Origin of the sequence: Mariprofundus ferrooxydans PV-1 (assembly GCF_000153765.1) — a bacterium.
Taxonomy (GTDB): Bacteria; Pseudomonadota; Zetaproteobacteria; order Mariprofundales; family Mariprofundaceae; genus Mariprofundus; species Mariprofundus ferrooxydans.
In genome coordinates this window covers 548,032-567,871 of record NZ_DS022294.1, presented here as the reverse complement: position 1 = coordinate 567,871, position 19,840 = coordinate 548,032, and the positions used below count along the sequence as shown (strand labels likewise).

21 protein-coding genes and 1 other RNA gene are annotated in these 19,840 nt (G+C 56.1%); 7 read left to right on the top strand and 15 right to left on the bottom strand.

Features of this window, described 5'->3' with window-relative positions; genetic code table 11:
* Positions 1-67 precede the first annotated feature (67 nt).
* From SPV1_RS02630 to murJ, 3 genes are read right to left on the bottom strand one after another with little or no spacing between them, the layout of a single operon-like run.
* Positions 68-427 carry a VOC family protein gene (locus tag SPV1_RS02630; protein ID WP_009849545.1) on the bottom strand — a complete coding sequence of 120 codons (360 nt, stop codon included), beginning with the start codon at positions 425-427 and terminating at the stop codon, positions 68-70.
* A gap of 50 nt (positions 428-477) precedes the next feature.
* The gene (locus SPV1_RS02625) at positions 478-1,281 is read right to left on the bottom strand and encodes a 3'-5' exonuclease (RefSeq protein ID WP_009849544.1); all 804 of its coding nucleotides are present in this window, start codon (positions 1,279-1,281) and stop codon (positions 478-480) included.
* On the bottom strand, positions 1,271-2,869 hold the full coding sequence (murJ, locus tag SPV1_RS02620; RefSeq protein WP_009849543.1) for a murein biosynthesis integral membrane protein MurJ: 1,599 nt from the start codon (positions 2,867-2,869) through the stop codon (positions 1,271-1,273). Before murJ ends, SPV1_RS02625 begins: the two co-directional genes overlap by 11 nt.
* A gap of 134 nt (positions 2,870-3,003) precedes the next feature.
* On the opposite strand from murJ, the gene rpsU reads away from it, so the two are divergent.
* The 5 genes from rpsU to SPV1_RS02595 all read left to right on the top strand — a co-directional run bounded on the left by rpsU (position 3,004) and on the right by SPV1_RS02595 (position 8,162).
* Complete coding sequence (gene rpsU / locus SPV1_RS02615; protein ID WP_026195371.1) at positions 3,004-3,219, top strand: 30S ribosomal protein S21; 216 nt, start codon at positions 3,004-3,006, stop codon at positions 3,217-3,219.
* Between the two features lie 100 nt (positions 3,220-3,319).
* On the top strand, positions 3,320-3,757 hold the full coding sequence (locus tag SPV1_RS02610; protein ID WP_018293998.1) for a GatB/YqeY domain-containing protein: 438 nt from the start codon (positions 3,320-3,322) through the stop codon (positions 3,755-3,757).
* Between the two features lie 43 nt (positions 3,758-3,800).
* The gene (gene dnaG / locus SPV1_RS02605) at positions 3,801-5,543 is read left to right on the top strand and encodes a DNA primase (protein WP_009849540.1); all 1,743 of its coding nucleotides are present in this window, start codon (positions 3,801-3,803) and stop codon (positions 5,541-5,543) included.
* A 4-nt stretch (positions 5,544-5,547) separates the two neighbouring features.
* The gene (gene rpoD, locus SPV1_RS02600) at positions 5,548-7,530 is read left to right on the top strand and encodes an RNA polymerase sigma factor RpoD (protein WP_009849539.1); all 1,983 of its coding nucleotides are present in this window, start codon (positions 5,548-5,550) and stop codon (positions 7,528-7,530) included.
* Positions 7,531-7,724: 194 nt separating this feature from the next.
* A complete protein-coding gene (locus SPV1_RS02595; protein ID WP_018294000.1) occupies positions 7,725-8,162 on the top strand; it encodes a hypothetical protein in 438 nt (145 codons plus the stop codon).
* Positions 8,163-8,166: 4 nt separating this feature from the next.
* Here the strand turns inward: SPV1_RS02595 and SPV1_RS02590 are convergent, their stop codons facing one another.
* The 7 genes from SPV1_RS02590 to cutA form a co-directional block, all read right to left on the bottom strand.
* Positions 8,167-8,961: a TIGR00282 family metallophosphoesterase gene (locus SPV1_RS02590; protein ID WP_018294001.1), complete on the bottom strand. Its 795-nt coding sequence runs from the start codon at positions 8,959-8,961 to the stop codon at positions 8,167-8,169.
* A complete protein-coding gene (locus SPV1_RS02585) occupies positions 8,946-9,518 on the bottom strand; it encodes a 5-formyltetrahydrofolate cyclo-ligase (protein WP_009849536.1) in 573 nt (190 codons plus the stop codon). Before SPV1_RS02585 ends, SPV1_RS02590 begins: the two co-directional genes overlap by 16 nt.
* A gap of 38 nt (positions 9,519-9,556) precedes the next feature.
* A non-coding RNA gene (gene ssrS, locus SPV1_RS14085) (6S RNA) lies at positions 9,557-9,733 on the bottom strand.
* On the bottom strand, positions 9,719-10,012 hold the full coding sequence (zapA, locus tag SPV1_RS02580) for a cell division protein ZapA (RefSeq protein WP_009849535.1): 294 nt from the start codon (positions 10,010-10,012) through the stop codon (positions 9,719-9,721). Before zapA ends, ssrS begins: the two co-directional genes overlap by 15 nt.
* Positions 10,009-10,293, bottom strand: coding sequence for a hypothetical protein (locus SPV1_RS02575; RefSeq protein ID WP_009849534.1), 285 nt, complete (start codon positions 10,291-10,293; stop codon positions 10,009-10,011). The genes zapA and SPV1_RS02575 overlap by 4 nt, the downstream gene beginning before the upstream one ends.
* A 73-nt stretch (positions 10,294-10,366) precedes the next feature.
* Entirely contained in the window at positions 10,367-11,119 is a 753-nt protein-coding gene (locus SPV1_RS02570; protein ID WP_009849533.1) for a cytochrome c biogenesis CcdA family protein, read from the bottom strand.
* Between the two features lie 102 nt (positions 11,120-11,221).
* Positions 11,222-11,539 carry a divalent-cation tolerance protein CutA gene (cutA, locus tag SPV1_RS02565; RefSeq protein WP_009849532.1) on the bottom strand — a complete coding sequence of 106 codons (318 nt, stop codon included), beginning with the start codon at positions 11,537-11,539 and terminating at the stop codon, positions 11,222-11,224.
* 97 nt (positions 11,540-11,636) lie between these two features.
* Between cutA and acs the strand changes: the two genes are divergently transcribed.
* Both acs and SPV1_RS02555 read left to right on the top strand, forming a co-directional pair.
* Positions 11,637-13,577, top strand: coding sequence for an acetate--CoA ligase (gene acs, locus SPV1_RS02560; RefSeq protein ID WP_040881416.1), 1,941 nt, complete (start codon positions 11,637-11,639; stop codon positions 13,575-13,577).
* Positions 13,555-16,362, top strand: a complete 2,808-nt coding sequence (locus SPV1_RS02555) for a hypothetical protein (RefSeq protein ID WP_040881414.1) — start codon at positions 13,555-13,557, stop codon at positions 16,360-16,362. The genes acs and SPV1_RS02555 overlap by 23 nt, the downstream gene beginning before the upstream one ends.
* Here the strand turns inward: SPV1_RS02555 and SPV1_RS02550 are convergent.
* From SPV1_RS02550 to SPV1_RS02530, 5 genes are all read right to left on the bottom strand, one after another.
* Entirely contained in the window at positions 16,359-16,814 is a 456-nt protein-coding gene (locus tag SPV1_RS02550) for a tellurite resistance TerB family protein (RefSeq protein ID WP_009849529.1), read from the bottom strand. The two genes, SPV1_RS02555 and SPV1_RS02550, sit on opposite strands and share 4 nt — an antisense overlap.
* Positions 16,811-18,166: a prephenate-dependent tRNA uridine(34) hydroxylase TrhP gene (gene trhP, locus SPV1_RS02545; protein WP_009849528.1), complete on the bottom strand. Its 1,356-nt coding sequence runs from the start codon at positions 18,164-18,166 to the stop codon at positions 16,811-16,813. Before trhP ends, SPV1_RS02550 begins: the two co-directional genes overlap by 4 nt.
* Positions 18,163-18,369, bottom strand: coding sequence for a hypothetical protein (locus SPV1_RS02540; protein ID WP_009849527.1), 207 nt, complete (start codon positions 18,367-18,369; stop codon positions 18,163-18,165). The genes trhP and SPV1_RS02540 overlap by 4 nt, the downstream gene beginning before the upstream one ends.
* A 32-nt stretch (positions 18,370-18,401) precedes the next feature.
* A complete protein-coding gene (locus tag SPV1_RS02535; protein ID WP_009849526.1) occupies positions 18,402-18,893 on the bottom strand; it encodes a SixA phosphatase family protein in 492 nt (163 codons plus the stop codon).
* A 103-nt stretch (positions 18,894-18,996) separates the two neighbouring features.
* Complete coding sequence (locus SPV1_RS02530; protein WP_009849525.1) at positions 18,997-19,827, bottom strand: GNAT family N-acetyltransferase; 831 nt, start codon at positions 19,825-19,827, stop codon at positions 18,997-18,999.
* Between the last annotated feature and the right edge of the window lie 13 nt (positions 19,828-19,840).

Genomic DNA, 19,840 nt, shown 5'->3' with positions numbered 1-19,840 from the left:
AACTCTTATCCATGCAAGCATGATCCTGTTTATGTCATGTTATCAGCAGAATCGCTCTTTGGGTTGATTATGACTGAATGTCTGACCAGACGGCGTATTCATTGCCATTGGGGTCTGCAAAGTGAAACCGGCGTCCGCCGGGGAATGCAAACAGCGGTTTGATGACAGTGCCACCGGCAGATTCAATGTTTGCCTGTGTTTGTTCAATGTCTTTGCTGTAAAGCACAATCAGGGCACTGCCGTTGGCTGTGGTCGAAGCCAGATCGGATTTGAAAAAGCCGCCGTCCAGCCCCGCATCCGAAAAGGCACTGTATTCCGGCCCGTAGTCGGTAAATGACCAGCCAAAAGCTGCGGTGAAAAATGCTTTTGCTGCTTCAATATCGGTTGCCGGAAGCTCAACATAGTTAATTTTCTCATGTGCCCCCATCTGTTGCCTCCCTGTCTGATCTTGCCCCGGATCAGTTGCTTGCAATTTAGTTACTCAGGCCACGCCTGCAGGTATTCATTCAGGTGAGGGCGCTCGCCGCATTCGCCTTCCAGGTAGTGGCGGATACCGAGGCTGGCGCGCTGATAAGCGCCGGTGGAGAGGGCGCCGGAAAAGAGCTGATGACGCAGAAAGATCAGCATGGTGGAGAGCACATCGGTCTCACAGTAGTTGCGGATTGCTTCGATCTGGCCCGATTCAAACATCTCGCGTACCTCGCCGCCGGAGGTGTCCAGCTTGCCGGGCAGATTCAGCGCTGCGGCCACCTCATCCATTGAGCAACGGGCGGAGGCGCCGAAATCGGATAGCACCTCCAGCAGGTCGCAGTGATAGGTGGGTGAGTAGCGGGTATCGTAATTGTTCCACTTATCTCCCTCGCTGAACCAGCGCGGACAGGAGAGGTCATGCGCCATGGCGCGGTATTTCAGCACCGGCACATCAAAACCGCGGCCATTGAAGCTGACGAGCTGCGGGGCGCGTGTTTCGATCAGTTGCAGAAAGCCATCCAGCAAATCCTTCTCGCTGCTCTCTTTCGTGCCGCCGCTGGCCAGTTGGCGGATGATTAGCTCCTGCCCCTGCTCGCCCGGCTCCCGGATCAGGTGGCCGTAGGAGATGGCAACGATCTGGTGGAAGGGCTGACGCGGGAAATCATTACGTCCGTCGGTCTTTTCCAGAAAATAGTCGGAGAGTGCATCGCGTGCCTCGCTATCAGTGAGCTCGGGCAGGTGCAGCAGGCGACGCGCGGCATCGGCATCCACGACCGTTTCGATATCAAAGACAATCACATCACGACGCATGGTTTCTCCTTGTCAAAAAGCGCATCAGCAGCGCTCGCTCACCCAGTATTAAAGCAGAAACGAAGAAAACTGCGATAGCGCCGATCATGGCTGCGGCAAGCCAGACAGATTGCATGGGGCCAGTTGCCGGGAATGGCCAGAACATGCCGAAAGCAGCGAGGGCGAACAGCATGGTCGCACTGGCGGCTATCGCACTGAGCAGGCGGCGTATGGTTGCAGGCGTAAGCAGTGAGCCGTAGCTGCTGCGCAGTCGTGCATAGAGCAGCCCGACATTGACGAATGCCGCCAGCGATGTGGCCAGCGCTAACCCGACATAGGCCCAGAACTGCATCAGAATCACAGCCAGTACAATATTTACCGCTACGCTGATGGCCGCATAACGCATCGGCGCTTTCGCATCCTTGCCGGCATAGCAGGCGGAAGCGAGCAACCGGACCCAGCAGAAGGCGATCAGGCCGATGGCATAGGCCTGCAGCGTGTGGGCGGTGGCGATGCTGTCGGCATGGGTGAAGGCGCCGCGCTCGAACAGGGTGGCGACAATCGGTTCAGCCAGATAGAGGGCGCCGGCGACGGCAGGCAGCGTGATCCAGCTCAGCCAGGCGAGCCCTGCGCGCAGATCATCGGCGGCGGCAGTCTGATCGCCCCGGGAGAGATGGCCCGATAGGGTCGGCAGCAGGGCTGTGCTCATGGCAATGCCGAACAGCGCCAGCGGCAGCTGCACAATGCGATCGGCATAATAGAGATAAGAGACCGCACCGGTATCCAGCAGTGTGGCAAGGATCGTGCCGACCAGGATATTGATCTGTACGGCGGCAATGGCCAGCACGGCGGGGCCGAACAGGGTCAGCGTTTCAATAATGGCCGGCTGCTTGAAATCAAAATTCAGCCGCGGAATCCAGCCGATACGTTTGAGTGCGGGAAACTGGATGGCCAGCTGTAAAAAACCGCCGAGCAGCACGCCGATAGCCAGAGCCAGCGCCGGATTGTCGAATGAGGGCGCCAGCGCAACTGCGGCAAAGATAATCGCGACATTGAGCAGAGCAGGGCTGGCGGCAGGTACGGCAAAGCGCTTGTAGGTGTTGAGTACAGCCCAGGCCATTGCGGCCAGCGAGATCATAGCCAGATAGGGGAACATCCAGCGGGCCAGTTGCAGCGCCAGGGCCCAGCGTTCAGGCTCATCGGCAAAGCCGGGGGCGAACAGGTATAGCAGCCATGGCATCAGCAGCATGCCGAGTAGCGTGAACAGGGTCAGCACTATCAGCAGCAGTGTAGCCAGTGCATCGAGAAAACGGTGTGCTTCTGCTTCACCGGTCAGGCGGGCCTCGGCGAGAACGGGCACCAGTGCGACTGTCAGCGTACCTTCGGCAAACATGCGGCGGAAGAAATTGGGCAGCTTGAAGGCGACAAAGAAGGCATCTGCAAGCATGCCTGCACCAAGTACGCGCGCCAGCAGGATATCGCGCACAAAACCGAGAATGCGGGAGATCATGGTCCAGCCACCTATTTTTGAGGTGGCACGCAATAGCGCGGAGCTGGAGGCAGCCCCTGCTTCAAACGTCTGATTTGACTTGTTCTCGTCGCTTGCCATAATCCGCCGCCCTTTCTCCACACCCTCGTCGGGTGGATTTGCGAAGCTAGCGTTGTAGCGGGAGAAGGGCGAGCCCGATGGCGAAAGCTTAAGGGCACAGTTTTTTGGGAAGACCCAAGGGGGTGATGTTTTACATGCCAGGAATTAGAGTAAACCCTGAAGAGCCTTTTGAAATCGCACTCAAGCGTTTTCGTAAACAGGTTGAGAAAGGCGGCGTTATTGCAGACTGCCGTCGTCGTGAAGCCTATGAAAAGCCCTCGATCGCCAGTAAGCGTAAGGAGGCTGCAGCGCGCAAGCGTCTGATGAAGCGCCTTCGCCGTGTACGTATGCGCGAGAACCGCGATTATTAAGATCGCCCTTGCGTAAGCAGTTGGAAATGCCGGGCCTTTGTGCCCGGCATTTTTTTTGCAGGTGAAAAAGTTTTGTACTTTATGAGTTATGGAGAGAGCCATGCAGGAACAGTTAGTAGCTGATATGAAAGCCGCGATGAAGGCGGGTGAAAAAGATCGTTTGTCCGCGATTCGTATGCTGCGTGCAGCACTCAAGGACAAGGAGATCGAGCTCGGGCATGCGCTGGATGCTTCTGAGTCTTTGTCGGTTGTCACAAGGCTGGTCAAGCAGCGTAATGATGCTGCCGCGCAATATGCCGATGCCGGTCGCGATGATCTGAAAGAAAAGGAGCTGTCTGAGGTTGCCTTTTTTCAGACCTATATGCCGGAGCCGCTCTCCGATGAAGAGCTTGTTGCGATTATCGATCAGGCCATTGCCGATAGCGGTGCAACCAGCATGCGCGACATGGGCAAAGTGATGGCGATTGTCAAAGCGAAAGCGGAGGGACGTGCCGATATGGGCAAGCTTTCAGGTATCGTCAAAGGCCGTTTAGGCTGACGTGACCTTGCAAATCGGCAGCTTAAGCGCTACATAAGAGTTTATGGCTCACTTCCAACCATCATTTCTTGATGAGGTGCTTGCGCGCACTGATATCGTTGAGCTCATTGGTCGTCACGTCGAGCTGAAAAAGTCCGGCTCGAACCTGATGGGCCTCTGCCCGTTTCACCATGAGAAATCGCCATCTTTTTCCGTATCGGCCGACAAGCAGCTCTATTACTGTTTCGGTTGCGGTCAGGGCGGCGGTGCTTTTCAGTTTCTGATGGAGCACGATGGTTATGCCTTTCCTGAGGCCGTTGAATATCTGGCGGAAAAAGCGGGTCTGGAAGTGCCGCAGGAGACAAAGCAGGATCATGGTGATGAGGTTCGGCAGAAAAGAGATTATGAGCTGCTGGAGCGCGCAGCACAGGCGATGAACAAGGCTCTGCATGGGGAGCTCGGCGGCAAAGCGGCTGCCTACCTGCAGCAGCGCGGCCTGCCAGCTGATATTATCCGTGACTATATGCTGGGTTATGCCCCACCCGGTTACGGTTTTATGAAGCGGCTGTTCGGCAGCGATAGCGCCACCAATAGTCGCCTGGAAACAGTTGGTCTGGTTTTCAAAGGGGAGCATGGTTACGGCGATCGCTTCCGTGACCGGCTGATGTTCGCGATACGCGACCGGCGCGGTCGTATTGTCGGTTTTGGCGGTCGTGTGCTCGGATCGGGCGAGGGTGAGGCGAAGTATCTGAACTCCCCGGAAACACCTTACTTCCACAAATCCGATTTGCTCTACGGCTTTTCCGAGCATCGCGACACCATTCGCAAAAGCAAGCAGCTGGTCGTGGTTGAAGGCTATATGGACGTGCTGGCGTTGGCTTCGCATGGTTTGAAAATCGGTCTGGCCCCGCTGGGGACGGCCATTGGCGAGCGCCAGATTCGTGAGATATTCCGCCTGTGTGATACGCCGGTATTCTGCTTTGATGGTGATCGCGCGGGCAGGCAGGCGGCCTGGCGTGCGCTGGAGCGTATGTTGCCGCTGCTGAAAGCTGAGCTGATGCCCGCTTTTCTGTATCTGCCGGAGGGGGAGGACCCCGACTCGCTGCTGAAGCAGGAGGGAGGCGAAGCTTTTGCCAGACGCCTGAAAGAGGAAGCAAAGCCGGTTCTGGAGACATGGTTGCATGGTTTGAAACTGTTGGCAGGTCAGGGTGCCGAAGGGCGTGCCCGTATGGCCAAAAAGGCCGATACGATGCTGGCTGCGATGACTGATTCCTACCTGATGCAGGCCTGGCGACAGGAGGCTGAGCGGAGCAGCGGCATTGCGTTGCAGCACCGGCGCAGGGCTGCGGTAACAGATGTTGCCAGCGAACCTGCCGCGCGAGCAGATATTGTGCTCAATCCGGTGGAAGATCGCTTTATGGCCGGCTTGATGCAGAAGCCAGCGCGCTTTTTACAGCTTTCCGGTGCGGCGATGGAGTTTTTTGTTGATAATCCGGCCATTCATGCGTTATACTCGCGCGCTTTTTCGATGCAAGCGGATGCTGAGACAGAAACTATCGATATCGCGAGACAGTTGATCCGGGAATGCCCCGCCGATCAAAACATGATTTCTCGTTGGATAAATCAGGCAACCGTTCACGATATAGAATACAAGAGCTTGTTGTTGGACATGGAAGCCAACGATATCCGCTGTCGTATACGACAGGGATTGAGTCTGGGTGAGTCAGTGCAGTTGCAGAAGCGATTGCGCGAATTGCAGGCGCAGCAACAACTTCTCAAAGAACAGTTGATCGATACAGGAGCATAACCGCATGTCGAAGAACAGTCAGGAACAGGTCACGATTCGCGAGCTTGGCAGCTTGATGGCCAAGGGCAAACAGGCCGGCTTCATTACCTACGATGATCTCAATAAACATCTGCCCGGTGGTCTGGTCAGTGCGGATCGTGTTGAGCAGCTGATCAATGTCTTTACTGAAATGGGCGTTGAGGTTGTTGATCCCGAGCGTGCACCGACCGGCGCGTATGCCATGCGCAAGGATCGTCTGCGCAAGGAAGACTCCGCCCTCAGGGCCGATACCTCTCAATTGGGTACGGTGATCAGAATTGATGATCCGGTACGTATGTATTTGCGTGAGATGGGTACGGTTGAGCTACTGACCCGTGAAGGCGAAATCGAAATTGCCCGCCGTATTGAGGAAGGCCGCATGCAGGTGCATGAGGCGATCTGTCTCTGTCCTTCGACCTTCCGTGAAATCATGCTGCTGGGCGAGCGTATTATCCAGATTCGTGATGAGGCGATGGAGCTGGGTGAGGAGCCAAGCTTTCGCGATATTATCGATGTAGATGAGAAGGTAGTGAATTCGGCGGCCATCAAAGAATACGAAAACCGTATGAGCCGCAGTGAGGAAGATGACGACGAGCCGGTTGAAACAGAGCCGAAGCTCGACGGCGAGCAACTGACTGAAGCGATCAAGGCACGTACTGCGACTCCCGATGGTACGCCGATGCAGGAAACGGTTATTACCAAGGAAGAGCAGCTGGAAGAAGCGCTGTTTCACTTTGGCGAAGCCAAGAAGCTGCATGATGATTTCATCGAGGTGAAAAAGAAACTGGCCAAACGCCCGAATGACAAGGCGCTGCTGCTGCGTAGTCGCGAAGTGCTGGATGCGATGCTGCTGGAGCTTGTCAGTATCCCGTTCTCGCCGCGACAGCTGGATCAGCTGGTGCAGCGTTTCAAGAATGCCGTGGAAAAAGTGCGTCGTTTTGAACGTTCTATTCGTGATTATGCGCTGGAGGCAAGAATGCCGCGCAAACTGTTTCTGGAAACATTTCCTGTCGATGAAACCAACGAGCGCTGGATCGATGAGCTGATGAAACAGAACAAGGATGCTGCCTGGGTGACGGCCATTGAGGAAGTGACGGGCAAAATCAAGGAGAATCAGCGTCGTCTGCGCCGGGTTGAGCAGGAAACCGAGATGGGCGTCGTTGAGCTCAAGGATGTAGCGCGCAAGTTGACCATGGGCGAGGCCAAGATGCGTCAGGCCAAGCGCGAGATGATTGAGGCCAACCTGCGTCTGGTGATCTCCATTGCCAAGAAATATACCAATCGCGGGCTGGGCTTTCTCGACCTGATTCAGGAGGGCAATATCGGCCTGATGAAGGCCGTGGAGAAGTTCGAATGGCGGCGTGGCTACAAGTTCTCCACATATGCAACATGGTGGATTCGTCAGGCGATTACCCGCTCCATTGCCGATCAGGCGCGCACGATCCGTATTCCGGTTCATATGATTGAAACGATCAACAAGATGATGCGCGTATCGCGTCAGATTGCACAGGAGATCGGTCGTGAACCGACGCCGGAAGAGTTGGCCGAGCATCTGGAGTTGCCGGTTGAGAAGGTGCTGCAGATTCTGGAGGTAGCCAAGGAGCCTGTATCACTGGAAACGCCGATCGGTGATGATGAAGATTCGCAATTGGGCGATTTTGTTGAAGATGACAATGCGGAAAATCCGCTGGACTCCACCATTGGCGCAGCGTTGGCCGAGGCTACGCTGGAAGTGCTGGAAAACCTGACCGACCGCGAGCAGAAAGTGCTGCGCATGCGTTTCGGCATCGGTATGAATACCGATCATACGCTGGAAGAGGTCGGTAAGCAGTTTGGCGTGACGCGTGAGCGTATTCGTCAGATTGAAGCCAAGGCACTGCGCAAGCTGCGTCATCCGTCGCGGTCGCAGAAGCTCAAGACCTTCGCCGATGCACCGGATGCACCGGCACAGGTTGAAAGCATCCGCTGATTGCTGCAAGTCGCACAGCGTAAATAGTAAACAAGGAAGGGGGCTCGTTTTGAGCCCCCTTTTTTTATCTTCCGGCACCGGCTTAACGGGCTCGGGAGCAGGCTTTCCGGCTGTCGGAATGGGGCCGGATTTCATGTTACCGCATTAATCCGCGATATATCCATAGGTGTAGCTTCATCATGGAGGTGGGAAACATGCTCAAGTGGGATCAATTGCATGAAAATCTGGAGAAGGCGGCTGAATCGCATCAGCAGCTTGCCTCCCGCTTTAACAGGTTCGCGATGTTTGTTGATGATCAGCTGCTGCCGAACACGTTTCATATCAAAGGCATCTCTGTTGTGATGCATCTGGATCACGGCTTTTTTGTCACGACATTTGCAGGGCGTACGCTGCATTTTGTTTTTTCATCGAGCGCGACCGAGAGCGGGGCGCTGATCGGAAATATAAGGTGTTATCTGAAAAGTGAATTTCCGGAGCCCGGATGTGTTGAAATAGGTGGGCTGAACTTCACGGGCAGCGGACAGACGAACCTGTTTGAGCCGGAAAACAAGGCCCCGATTACTATTGATAACGACCTGCAGTCACTCTATGTCGTTCTCCATTTTATCCAGGTTGCTCTGTCTAAAGCGTGATTCTTCAGGCCGGAGGAATGTGAATGCGCTCAATGGATGTGGCCATACGGGTTGCCGGATTGATAGTGACCATGGTGGCAAAGATGGAGCCGCCCCGTTCGACCGCCTCAAAGCGCTGAGGCAGACGTTGCACCATACGTGTCAGTGCGCCCTCCACTTTCATGCCGATGATCGACTGGTAGGAGCCGGTCATGCCGATATCGGACTGGTAGGCCGTGCCTGAGGCATGAATGGTTTCGTCGCAGGTGGGAATATGCGTGTGGGTGCCATAGACAAATGAAGCCCGACCATCCATGTACCAGCCCATGCCCATTTTTTCACTGGTTGCTTCGGCATGCATGTCGACAAGGATCGCGCTGACATCGTCGGGTATCTCATCCATGGCCCGGTCCACGGCCGCAAACGGGCAGTCCCATGGCCCCATGAAGGTTTGACCGATCAGATTGATCACGGCGATGCGGTGGCCGAGACCTGTTTCCTGTATCGTCCAGCCGCGTCCCGGTGCGAATTCAGTAAAGTTCATCGGCCGTACATAGCGATCATCTTCATCAATCAACTCCAGGAATTCGCGCTGATCCCAGCAGTGATTGCCGTTGGTCAGTACATCCACCCCAAGCTTGAACATTTCGGAGGCCACGCTTTCATTGAGTCCGAACCCGTGCGCCAGATTTTCACCGTTGGCAACGACAAAATCGATTCGGTGCATATCAATCAATGCAGGCAGATGCTGAGCAAGAGCCCTGCGTCCGGCTTTGCCGATAATATCGCCAATCACCAGAATATTCAGCGCTTCAGACATTGAGTGACCTCTTTTTCAGTAATAATAAAATCCATCGGCATATCATGCCTTTCAGCAGGAACTTCCGCGACCTGCTGACAGGAGAAGGCCAGCCCGATCACTTGATCAATCGAGCTGCGGTACTGTGCCAGCCAGAAATCAAAACACCCTTTCCCCATGCCGAGCCGGTTGCCGCGTTGGTCGAATGCCACCAGCGGGCAGACGAGAATCGTATGCCCCGATGCAGCCGACCACAGCGGGCCTTCTTGAGGCTCATCCACGCCGAACACGCCCGCATGCCATACCGTATCACGACAGATTTTTCGCCATTCCATATGTTCATGGTGATGGGTGACCGGGGCATAGAGCTGTGTTGCAGTGTCCTGGAACAGCGGTGTTGTATCGACCTCGTTAGGCAGTGATCGATAAGCCAGTAGGCAGTCGGGTTGGGCTGCGGCCAGTATCTCATGCAGGCGCAGGCAGATTGTACGGGAGTATGCACTGCGCTGCTCGGGTGAGAGTTCACGCCGCGCCGACAGGGCGGACGAGCGTAGTACGTTTTTGTCTGAAGATATCATGTCAGAGATAGAGTCCGGGGCACTGATCGGAAATAGAGGGCGCCCCCGCGTTGACGTTGCGGCAATCTGTTGTCGAACCCTCTAACAAGAGGTGGGTGCAGCACTCTGGCATCAGGTATCCCCTAAAGGGATTCACACAGCCATCGTAGCTTGGCTCCCGTTCAACAAGTATCGGCTCAGGCAACATGATTGCCATTCGCTCAACGCAGGGGCGCTTTCGCTAAACCTTCTGCTTGTAATACTACATGGTCCAGGCTGGAAATCAAGTTGCCCAGCCCATCAATCTTTGTTTCTTTGCCGGCCAAAAGCTCACCGGCCAGGTTCAATGAGGCCAGCGCCAGCAGGCGATCTGAGGCAACCGACGCCCCCATTTGTCTGAGTTCATCAACCTTGGATTGCACCAGTTCAGCGGCAGCCTGTACATGAGCGGGATCTTCATTGGAGATGATGGAAAAGGTGCGTCCCATCAGATGGATCTCAACAGGTGTGCTCACGATGTTTCCTCCGGTTGAGATAGCAGTTCATCCACTTTTTCCAGTACATGTTCGACTCTGGCTTTTGCTTCGAGTCTTGCATTTTGCAGGCTTTCCAGTTCATGGTCGCGTTGCTGGCTCTGGTCCCTGCGCTTGCGCAGTTCACTTTCGGCGATACGCACGACTTCACGCATGCGATGATTATCGGCGATAAGCTTTTCCATATTGCGCCGAATAGTCGACAGATGCTCTGTCAGTAATTCAATGCGCTTCTCCAGTTCCTGCTGCGGGTTGGTCTGCATGGATGATATTGAATCACCAGTGAGCGCCACGGTCAACAGTCAGATAAATGGCGCCACCGAAGAGAGTGGAAAATCAGGGGGTCAGTTTGCTCTCCAGATCGGCCAGTGCGGGGAACCATTCGATCAGCCATGCGGAAACCACGCTGAAGCTGCCGAGAAAAATCAGTACGCCGACGATGATCAGCAGTACGCCGGAAAGCTTCTCCACGAAGACGAAATGGCTTTTGAAACCTTGCGACCAGCGCAGGAAGCTGTCTGTTGCCAGCGCAGCCAGCAGAAAGGGGATGGCGAGTCCCAGTGAATAGGTGGCCAGCAACAGGATGCCGTGTGTCATTTCAGCCTGCGCGCCGGCAATGGCTAAAATGGCGCCCAGAATCGGACCGATACAGGGCGTCCAGCCAAAAGCAAAAGCACTGCCGAGGATTAGTGCGCCGGTTCCATGTTTGGCATTGATGCCGCCGGTATCAAAGTGGGCATCCATCATCAGCAGCGGAATGCGAATAATGCCGGCGTAGTGCATGCCGAATACGACGATAATTGCGCCGGCCACCTTTGCCAGTATCGCCATATGACTGAGCATCCACTGACCCAGCAGCGAGGCGGATGCTCCGAGTGCAATAAATACGAGGCTGAAGCCGGCAATAAACCACAGCGACTGGGCCAGCGCATGTCGGCGCACGGAAGCAGGCTCGTCCTGTCGCCGTAATTCCGAGACCGAAACACCCGAAATATACGACAAATAAGCGGGTACCAGCGGCAGAACACAAGGGGACAGAAACGATAACAGGCCGGCAATAAATGCGCCGGCAAAAGTGACTTCAATCATGTAAACTCCATGTTTGTTACGGGTTTTCGATCTGCTGCCAGAGAGGTGCTGATGGATTGGTTTCTGTCAAACACCAGCGTTTCCCCGGGATGAGGGTGTAAGTTACTGTTCAACGACATCACCCGCCCAGTTGGCATATGCTATTGTACCCTGGCAGGTTGACCAGATAATTTCAGGTACTTCGTACGGATGATGCGTTTCGAGCCATGTGCGTGTTTGCAGACTCGCTGCTGTTGTCGTCTTGATGGTCAGGTGCCACTCTTCCTCGTGCGTTACCTCGCCCTGCCACCGGTAGAACGACCTGCCCGGACCGGTGATTTGAACGCATGCTGCCAAGCGCCTGCGAATCAGTTCATCAGCCAGCTGCGAGGCATCAGCCTCGCTGGCTACACTGGTATGGATGACTGAGATGTCGGGCATAGACGCATGCTAGCGGGAATGACGCCGGGCGGGAACATGCAAGCGGTGTTGTTGTTCATCCGCGTGCATGTTAGAAATGCAACAGGAGGGAACTGCCATGTCTGAGGTGATTGATAGCGCACTGCATGAAAATCGTGTGTTTGAGCCGCCTGCCGGGGAGGCGGGGAGGATTCCGTCGCTGGATGCCTATCATGTACTGCGTAAACGTTTTAACGACGATTTTGATGGAACATGGCGTGATCTGGCCCGGGAACATCTGGAGTGGCGTGAACCTTTTACGCGTGTGCTCAATCGCGAGCACGCACCGTTTTTCCGTTGGTTCGAGGATGGCAAGCTGAATCTGTCGGAAAACTGCCTGGACCGTCATGTGCGTGCAGGCTTTGGTGAGCGTACTGCGATTATCTGGGAAGGCGAGACGGGTGTGGTTCGCAAGTACTCCTACTCGGCATTGCTGGCAGATGTGTGTCGTGCAGCCAATGCCATGCGGGAGCTGGGCGTCGCCGCTGGCGACCGCGTCGTGATTTATATGCCGATGATTCCTGAGGCTGCGATTGCCATGCTGGCCTGTACGCGTATCGGCGCGGTGCATTCTGTTGTCTTTGGGGCCTTTTCGCCGCAGGCGCTGCGCGACCGGGTTGAGGATGCCGGAGCCCGATTGGTGATTACTGCCGACGGAGGCTGGCGTCGTGGTGGTATCCATGCGATGAAGCCGAATGTTGACCTGGCTCTGGCCGAAGGCTGCCACCGGGTTGGGCACGTGCTGGTGGTCGCCCATGCCGGTAATGATGTGGAACGAACAGCCGGGCGCGATATTGACTGGCAGCAGGCGCTCAACATGCAGCCTGCCGAGTGTGCGCCGCTGGCGGTCGAAGCCGAACAGCCGCTGTTTATTCTCTATACGTCGGGCTCCACAGGCAAACCCAAGGGGATTTTGCACAGCACAGCCGGCTACCTGCTCTGGTCACGTTTGACCATGCAGTGGAGTTTTGACTTTAAACCGGAGCGCGATGTGTTCTGGTGCACGGCCGATGTCGGCTGGATTACCGGTCATACCTATTCTGTATATGGTCCCCTTTGTTGTGGGGGTACGACGGTGATGTATGAGGGGGTGCCGACCTGGCCGGATCCCGGGCGTTTGTGGAAAATCTGTGCCGACCATGGGGTTACCGTCTTTTATACCGCACCGACGGCTATCCGCGCCCTGATCAAGGCAGGTGATCAGTGGCCGGAACAACATGACCTCTCCGCCCTGCGCATACTCGGTACGGTGGGTGAGCCGATCAACCCGGAAGCCTGGATGTGGTATCACCGGGTGATCGGCAAAGAGCGGTGCCCGATTGTCGATACCTGGTGGCAGACGGAAACCGGTGGTCACATGATTGCGCCGCTGCCTTTTGCAACCCCGACCAAACCGGGTTCGGCCACGTTGCCTTTGCCGGGTATTGATGCAGCCGTTGTCGATGGAGATGGTAAACCTGTCAGTGAGGGGGGCGGCCTGCTGGTGATCAGGCAGCCGTGGCCATCGATGTTGCGTGGTATATGGGGCGATGAACAGCGCTATCTCGATACCTACTGGAAAAAATTCAGTAATCGCTACTATTTCGCCGGTGACGGTGCCCGTATTGATAAAGACGGCTACTGCTGGATTATGGGACGGGTGGATGATGTGCTGAATGTGTCCGGCCACCGTTTGGGCACGATGGAAATCGAGTCGGCACTGGCATCGCATCCGGCAGTTGCCGAAGCGGCTGTCGTCGGACGTCCCGATGATATCAAGGGTGAGGCGATCTGTGCCTTTGTTGTGCTCAAGTCGGTTGACGAAGATGGGCTCGCGGAACTGTTGCGCAAGCATGTGGCTCGGGAAATCGGCGCCATTGCCAAACCGGATGATATCCGTATAGCCAACAGTCTGCCGAAAACCCGCTCGGGTAAAATCATGCGGCGCCTGTTGCGCGATATCGCAGCAGGCCGGGAAATTACACAGGATATTTCCACGTTGGAAGATCAGTCGGTGATTGCGCAGTTGCAGGGGCGGTGATGAGCATGTCGACAGTGCTCATAGCCGGCGAGGGGCTGGAGGGGGTCTGAATAGACCCCACCTGTTCCGCCATCCGGTAGGTGTTTTTCCCGCCGGAGCGCGCTGGTATCTGGCAAGTATTGCCATACTGGCACTACTTGGTGTTGGTATGCATCTGTCGGTACAACAGCAGGCTCAGTTACAGGCGGAAGCGCTGATCCACAAGTGGGGGCGCGATGCAGGCGTTGAAATCGCTAACGTCCGCTATCATCTGCTGCGTAACGGACTGGTGTTGCAGAATATTCAGGCCAGACGTGGAGAAGAGAGCCTGACGATCAGACACATCCTGATACATGCCAACCCGCAGTTACTGACCGGTTCGCATCCGCGTATCGGGGATGTGACGGTCAGCGGTGTTGATGTGACGCTGGATATGCGCAGTGGTGAGAGTGTTTGGCTGCATGAACAGGCATTTCTGCAACTGTGGCAGGCAACCCGCTCCTTTAGCCTGGGTGGTGGCCGGCTCGCCGTATATGCTGCACAGGGAAGCGACAAACCGCTGGTTTTCTCTGATGTGAACTTTCACCTGAACACGCGCGATGCCGTGCGCCTGTTCTCTGTATCAGCCCGTCTTGGAGGCGGTCAGTTGCAAGGGACATGGTCGCAGAGCGCCGGCCATACCCAAGGAAAGAGCAGCTGGCAGCAGCTGGATGCATCGTTGTTAACGACAAGAGTGGGGTTGCACGCGATTCCGGGCCAACTGAACGGAGCGTTTGACTGGACGTCGACGGCTGCAGGCGATCATCAGTCCGGCAGCAGTGATGTCGAAGGCCAGGTGCAATTATCCTCGGCTGTCGGCACGTCCCGCAGTCGCACGCTGCAATGGCACGCCATTGAGCATGGCGGACAATGGCTGATCGATACGAAAGCGGAAGCATGGCCACTGCGACCCTGGTCGGCCGTGCTCCCGCATCTGGCCGGGCGGGAATTGACGGCAGGCCATTTCGATGGCGTTCTGCACTGGCAGGGCAAGCCCGGTGCGTGGATGGTCAACAGTGAGCACGGCACGCTATACGATCTTACCTATGCTGCGGATCAGAGGCAGGCGTGGTACTGGAGTCAGATAAGCTACGAACAAGCCAACTTCGATACGTCTGAGCACAGCATGCATATTGACAGTGCCGAACTGGATGACTCCAGGCTGGTGCTGGATACGCAGTCCTTGCCGGATAATGCAGCTACAACGAACCAGTGGCGTGTCAGCGCGGGCAAGATGACGATTAACAATATGATGCTGGCACTGTCACTGCCGCACGGTAAGGTGATGTTACCCGAGCTCAATGGGCGCAGTAGCTGGCCTGCAGATGAGCCCCTGTCGTTTGATTTGATGACGGCAAAAACAACCAGCCTGCCTGCGCAGGCGATTAGTGAATGGCATCTGAAAGGTAGTACGGAAGGGGGGGAGAGAGTCGCCGCTGACTTCAATGTGGTTGGGCGCCATGTCTCATTACCACTACTGCGTGCACTGCTGCCGTTTCGGGTTGATGAGGGACATGGCACGAGCCTGGCCGGAAGCGCTGAGCTGAATATTGATGTCAGCATCAGGCAGGGGCAATGGCAGATGCAGGGCAGAGCGGCTGCCCGCGACCTGCGACTGAGCCATGGCGGCAGTATCTGGTCGGCGGCAAATGCCAGTGTTGCATTCGGGCCGGTAGGAATGGGGCTCGATTTTCAGCAAATCAGTTCGATTGAGGCCGACGGGTGGCACTATGTCACTGCGCTGCAACCACTTACGGCTACGGTGCAGGGCGACCAACAGGATAGCGCAGCAAGGCAGCTACCGTGGTGGATGACTGCACTTAGGGAAAATCACTGCCGTATAGACAGGCTGCACTGGCAGGATGGTACGCTTAGCATCGGCAGGAATGATGCCCACTGGGCTGAGAAGATAGATGTGGATATGCAGCATATTGCGCCCGATGACTGGGCGGAAACGAAGATTCACGGTGTGGCGGGCGGCGCGCCTTTCAGTCTGGACGGGGAGTGGGATCTGTTCTCGGATTACGGGCGCATTCGCGGTACAGGACGCATAAATAATGCGCTGCCGTTTTTTCTCAGTGACTGGATGCGTGCCTCTGGTATGCCGCAGCTGATTCGAGGGCGTCTCTCGGCCGCAATCTCCCTGAGTTCGCCGACGACGCCGGAGAACTGGATGGCAACGGTCACCCTTACACTGAAGCGGGGACTGTTCGAGAAGCAGGAGGCACCGTCGGATCCGATGCTGGCCAGAACCGGCTACAAGACGGCGGAGTTGCTCTACGGTTTGCAAAATGACCGGATGCTTGCAGGGGTGAGTTATACAGCAGGCGGGCGATGGTCTGAATTGACGCTGGAGTCGCTGGGCGAGGGGTTACAGCAGGCTCTGCGTAACGGAATGCATCGGCATGCCATGCTGACAGCTGATGAGAGGGTGCAGAAGCGCATCATGGCGGAAAAGCGGGGTCACCTGGAAACCCGGATTCGCCTGCATGATAACAAGCGGCTGTCACTCAACGAGCGCACACGGCTGCATAAAGTGATGGTCAAGGCGCACAACTATCCCGAGATGATGATCGATCTCCGGCCTGAGTGGACAGGGGCAACGCTGAGTGCGACAGAAGCAGAGCGCATCCGGGAGACGCAACAGGCTGTTGAGCGCTACCTGATACACAGAAATATAGATGTCGGACGTATTTACCCGCTTCGGCCCTCAGCATCCAGTCATGTCGAGGAGTCGGGTTCTGTCTGGGTAGAGACAGCGCCCTAGCCGTTTATTTTATCTGCACCGGCACTGATTTTTGCCCGGATAAACTGACTGTGATGCAGCCCCATCAACTCGGCGATGCGACGCAGCAGCTGCTCTTCATAGGGGTCGACATACCCGTCTGCCATGGCCACCTGCCATAGGTCTGCCAGTATCTGAATTCGCTCTTCCGTGGTAAAGGATTTGACCACAACCGAGGTGAACTGATGCAGGTCCAGTGCCTCTTCAGTCTCCCTGCCTGCATCTTCGATTAACCGGTGAACCGCAGTTGTGTCCAATCCGAAGCGCTGCTCCAGTCTGCCAACGATATGTGCACGCTCAGCTGCATCTGCCTCGCCATCCATGCGCATGACCTCGGTCATCAGGGCGGCTACAGCCAGTGCAACATCGTGCTGTTTTGTGGCTGACGGGCTGGCAGCAGCCTGGGCCCACATCTGCTTGAGTGCCCTGATCATTGAGACAGGTTGACGATCAACAGCGCATGCTTGTCCGCTTTGACCGGAACCGGGATTAACACCTGATGGCCGCTGCCGGGAGCAACCTGCATGGGGTGGCCGTAACGGGCATCGTTAATCGATGTGATGGTGAAGGTACGGTTTCCGCCCGGATTCATTAATTCAACCGTATCGCCGACAGAAAACTTGTTTTTCACCAGCACTTCCGCCATGCCTGTCTCATCATGGTAGGCGAGGACTTCACCGACAAAGCGTTGCACGTCAAATATGGAGCTTCCGGTATCGTAATTCTGGGTCGCCGATGCACGTTTGCGCGTATAAAAGGCATCGGTATAACCCCGGTTGGCCAGTCCGTCGAGCTGATGCAGCAGCGATGCGTCAAACGGCCGACCGGCCAACGCATCATCAATCGCCTGCCGGTAAACCTGTGCAGTGCGTGCAACATAATAATGGGATTTGGTGCGCCCTTCGATCTTCAGTGAGTCCACGCCGATATTCACCAGCCGCTCAACATGTTGCACAGCCCGCAAATCTTTCGAGTTCATGATGTAGGTGCCGTGCTCATCCTCGAATATCGGGTTCTGCTCTTCCGGGCGTCCGGGTTCAGTCAGTGTATAGACCTTGTCGGCGAGCGGGTGACGCTCAACATTGCCTGTATCGGCAAACGGCTGCGCATTCATGCCATCCATGACCTTGACCGGGATAATATCGCCGGAAATGTCTTCAGCCGCACTTTCCATGCCGTAATCCCAGCGGCAGGCATTGGTGCATGAGCCCTGATTGGCATCGCGATGGTTGAAATAGCCGGAGAGCAGGCAACGGCCGGAGTAGGCCATGCAGAGAGCGCCGTGTACAAACACCTCCAGCTCAATGTCCGGGCAGCGCTGACGAATCTCTTCGACTTCGTCCAGACTCAACTCGCGTGACAGGATCACGCGTGATACTCCGACCGACTGCCAGAATTTCACGGCAGCCCAGTTCATCGTGTTAGCCTGTACCGAGAGGTGGACGGGCATTTCGGGCCAGCGCTCGCGGACCATCATGATCAAACCGGGATCGGCCATAATCAGCGCATCCGGCCGCATATCGATCACCGGCTGCATATGCTCCAGATAGCGTTTAAGCTTACTGTTGTGCGGCAACAGGTTGCTGGCGACAAAGAACTTCTTGCCCTGAGCATGTGCTTCGTCAATGCCTGTCTGCAGGTTATCCAGTTGGAAATCGTTGTTGCGGACGCGCAAGCTGTAACGTGGCTGGCCTGCATAGACAGCATCCGCGCCAAAAGCGAAGGCATAACGCATGTTTTTTATGGTGCCGGCGGGTGCCAGCAGTTCGATATCGGGCTTGCTCACGGTGTCTGTCCTCTTGCCTTTTCTGCCTGTTCACGGATCGGTGTCAGATGCAGGCGCCAATCATACAACGCATCGGCATAAGATAAGGGCACATGAATTTTGCGGGTTAGCTCGCTCAGGCAGATGGTGAACCCCTCTGCCGGCAAAGCGTGCTTCAGTGTCTGATAGATCCTGCCCGGCAGGAGTATTTTCAGTTTATCCATAAGTATGGCGCGCAGTGTAGGCGGAGGCGGGTTCACTGCAAATGCTCAGGATAGTCGAAACAGTGCAGTTGCCAGCGGCGACCAGCCTCGCGCCAGTGTGCGATCTCCGCTTTCAGTGTGACCACGCCGGCTGTCGGCATATGGTCAAAGCGCTCGCTGGTAAGGCGCTCGACCAACCCGGTCATGCCGGGATTATGGGCCAGCAGTGCCAGAGAGTTGACCGTCTCGGGGGTCTTTCGGATGATATCCAGCATGGTCGAAGGCTCTGCCAGATAGAGCTCATCGCGCCAATGCAGCTGCGCTTCAGGGTAGCCCATGGCTTCTGCCATCAATTCGGCGCTCATGCGTGCCCGCACGGCGCTGCTGGCGGTAAACAGATCCGGAACCAACGTCTGTTCGGCCAGGCGACGCCCCATCACCGGAGCGTCATGTAGTCCCCGGTGGTTGAGTGTGCGGTCATAGTCGGGGGCTGACAGGTCACCCCAGTCGGATTTGGCATGGCGGATCAGGATCAGTGTTTTCATTGCGTCAGCTTACTGGCTTCCCGGTAGCAGGCCAAGCGCCATAAACACGCCGGCAGGCGGAGATATTGCGGTGGATCAGAAAGCCGAGGTAGTTGTAGCAGGCTTAACCGAGCTCGAAGCTGGTGATGCCATAGGTGCGCTCCAGTGATATTTCCGGCGCCTGTTGTGTATACATGCGCGCCGTCTCAAATACCCGGTGCATACCGTGTCTCTCTGCCAGCGCCATGGCCGCTGTATTGCATTCGGGTACATCAAGGAAGACGGGCTCATCGGAGTGACTGCAGAGTGCGGAAAACAGTGATGCCGCAATCTCCGGCGTATCGGCAAACAGCGGACCGATTTTGGCACCATCGCGACATCGCCGGATGACGCCATAACCGAGCAGCTCCTCACCCTGTTGTACAGCTATTGCAGTGCAGTGGGGTTGTACAATCCAGCTGTGTAGAAATTGTGTGCGATCATCGGCAAAAAAAGCCCGGTCATAACGCTTGAGGCTGCTCAATGCGGCCCCATCAAGAGGGATGAGTGAGGCTCCCCCGGGCAGTGGTGCCTGTGGTGGAAGGGGGTGGCCGGACCACTGGTAGCGGATATTTCTGTGCGCCAATATAAATCCCGATTTTCTGTAATTATCCTGCTGGTCAGGGACACCGTCGAGTCCAATGTTGCGGTTTGCAAGCCGGGCTATGGCTGCCTGCCATATCTGCCAGCCATAGCCGCGCCCGCGATATTCCGGTCTGACGATGTAAAAGCCCATGAATGCGAAGCTTGTGCCATAGGTGACGGCCGAGATCATGGCAGCCGGCTGATCATCGAGCAGGCCGATCAGAAAACCTTGCGGGTCGGCCTCGTAAAATGGAACAGCATCATCAAGCCCCGGGTTCCACCCTTCAGCGGCAGCCCAATTCAGGGCAAGATCAAGCTCTTCACGAAGCATTGGTCGAATCAGT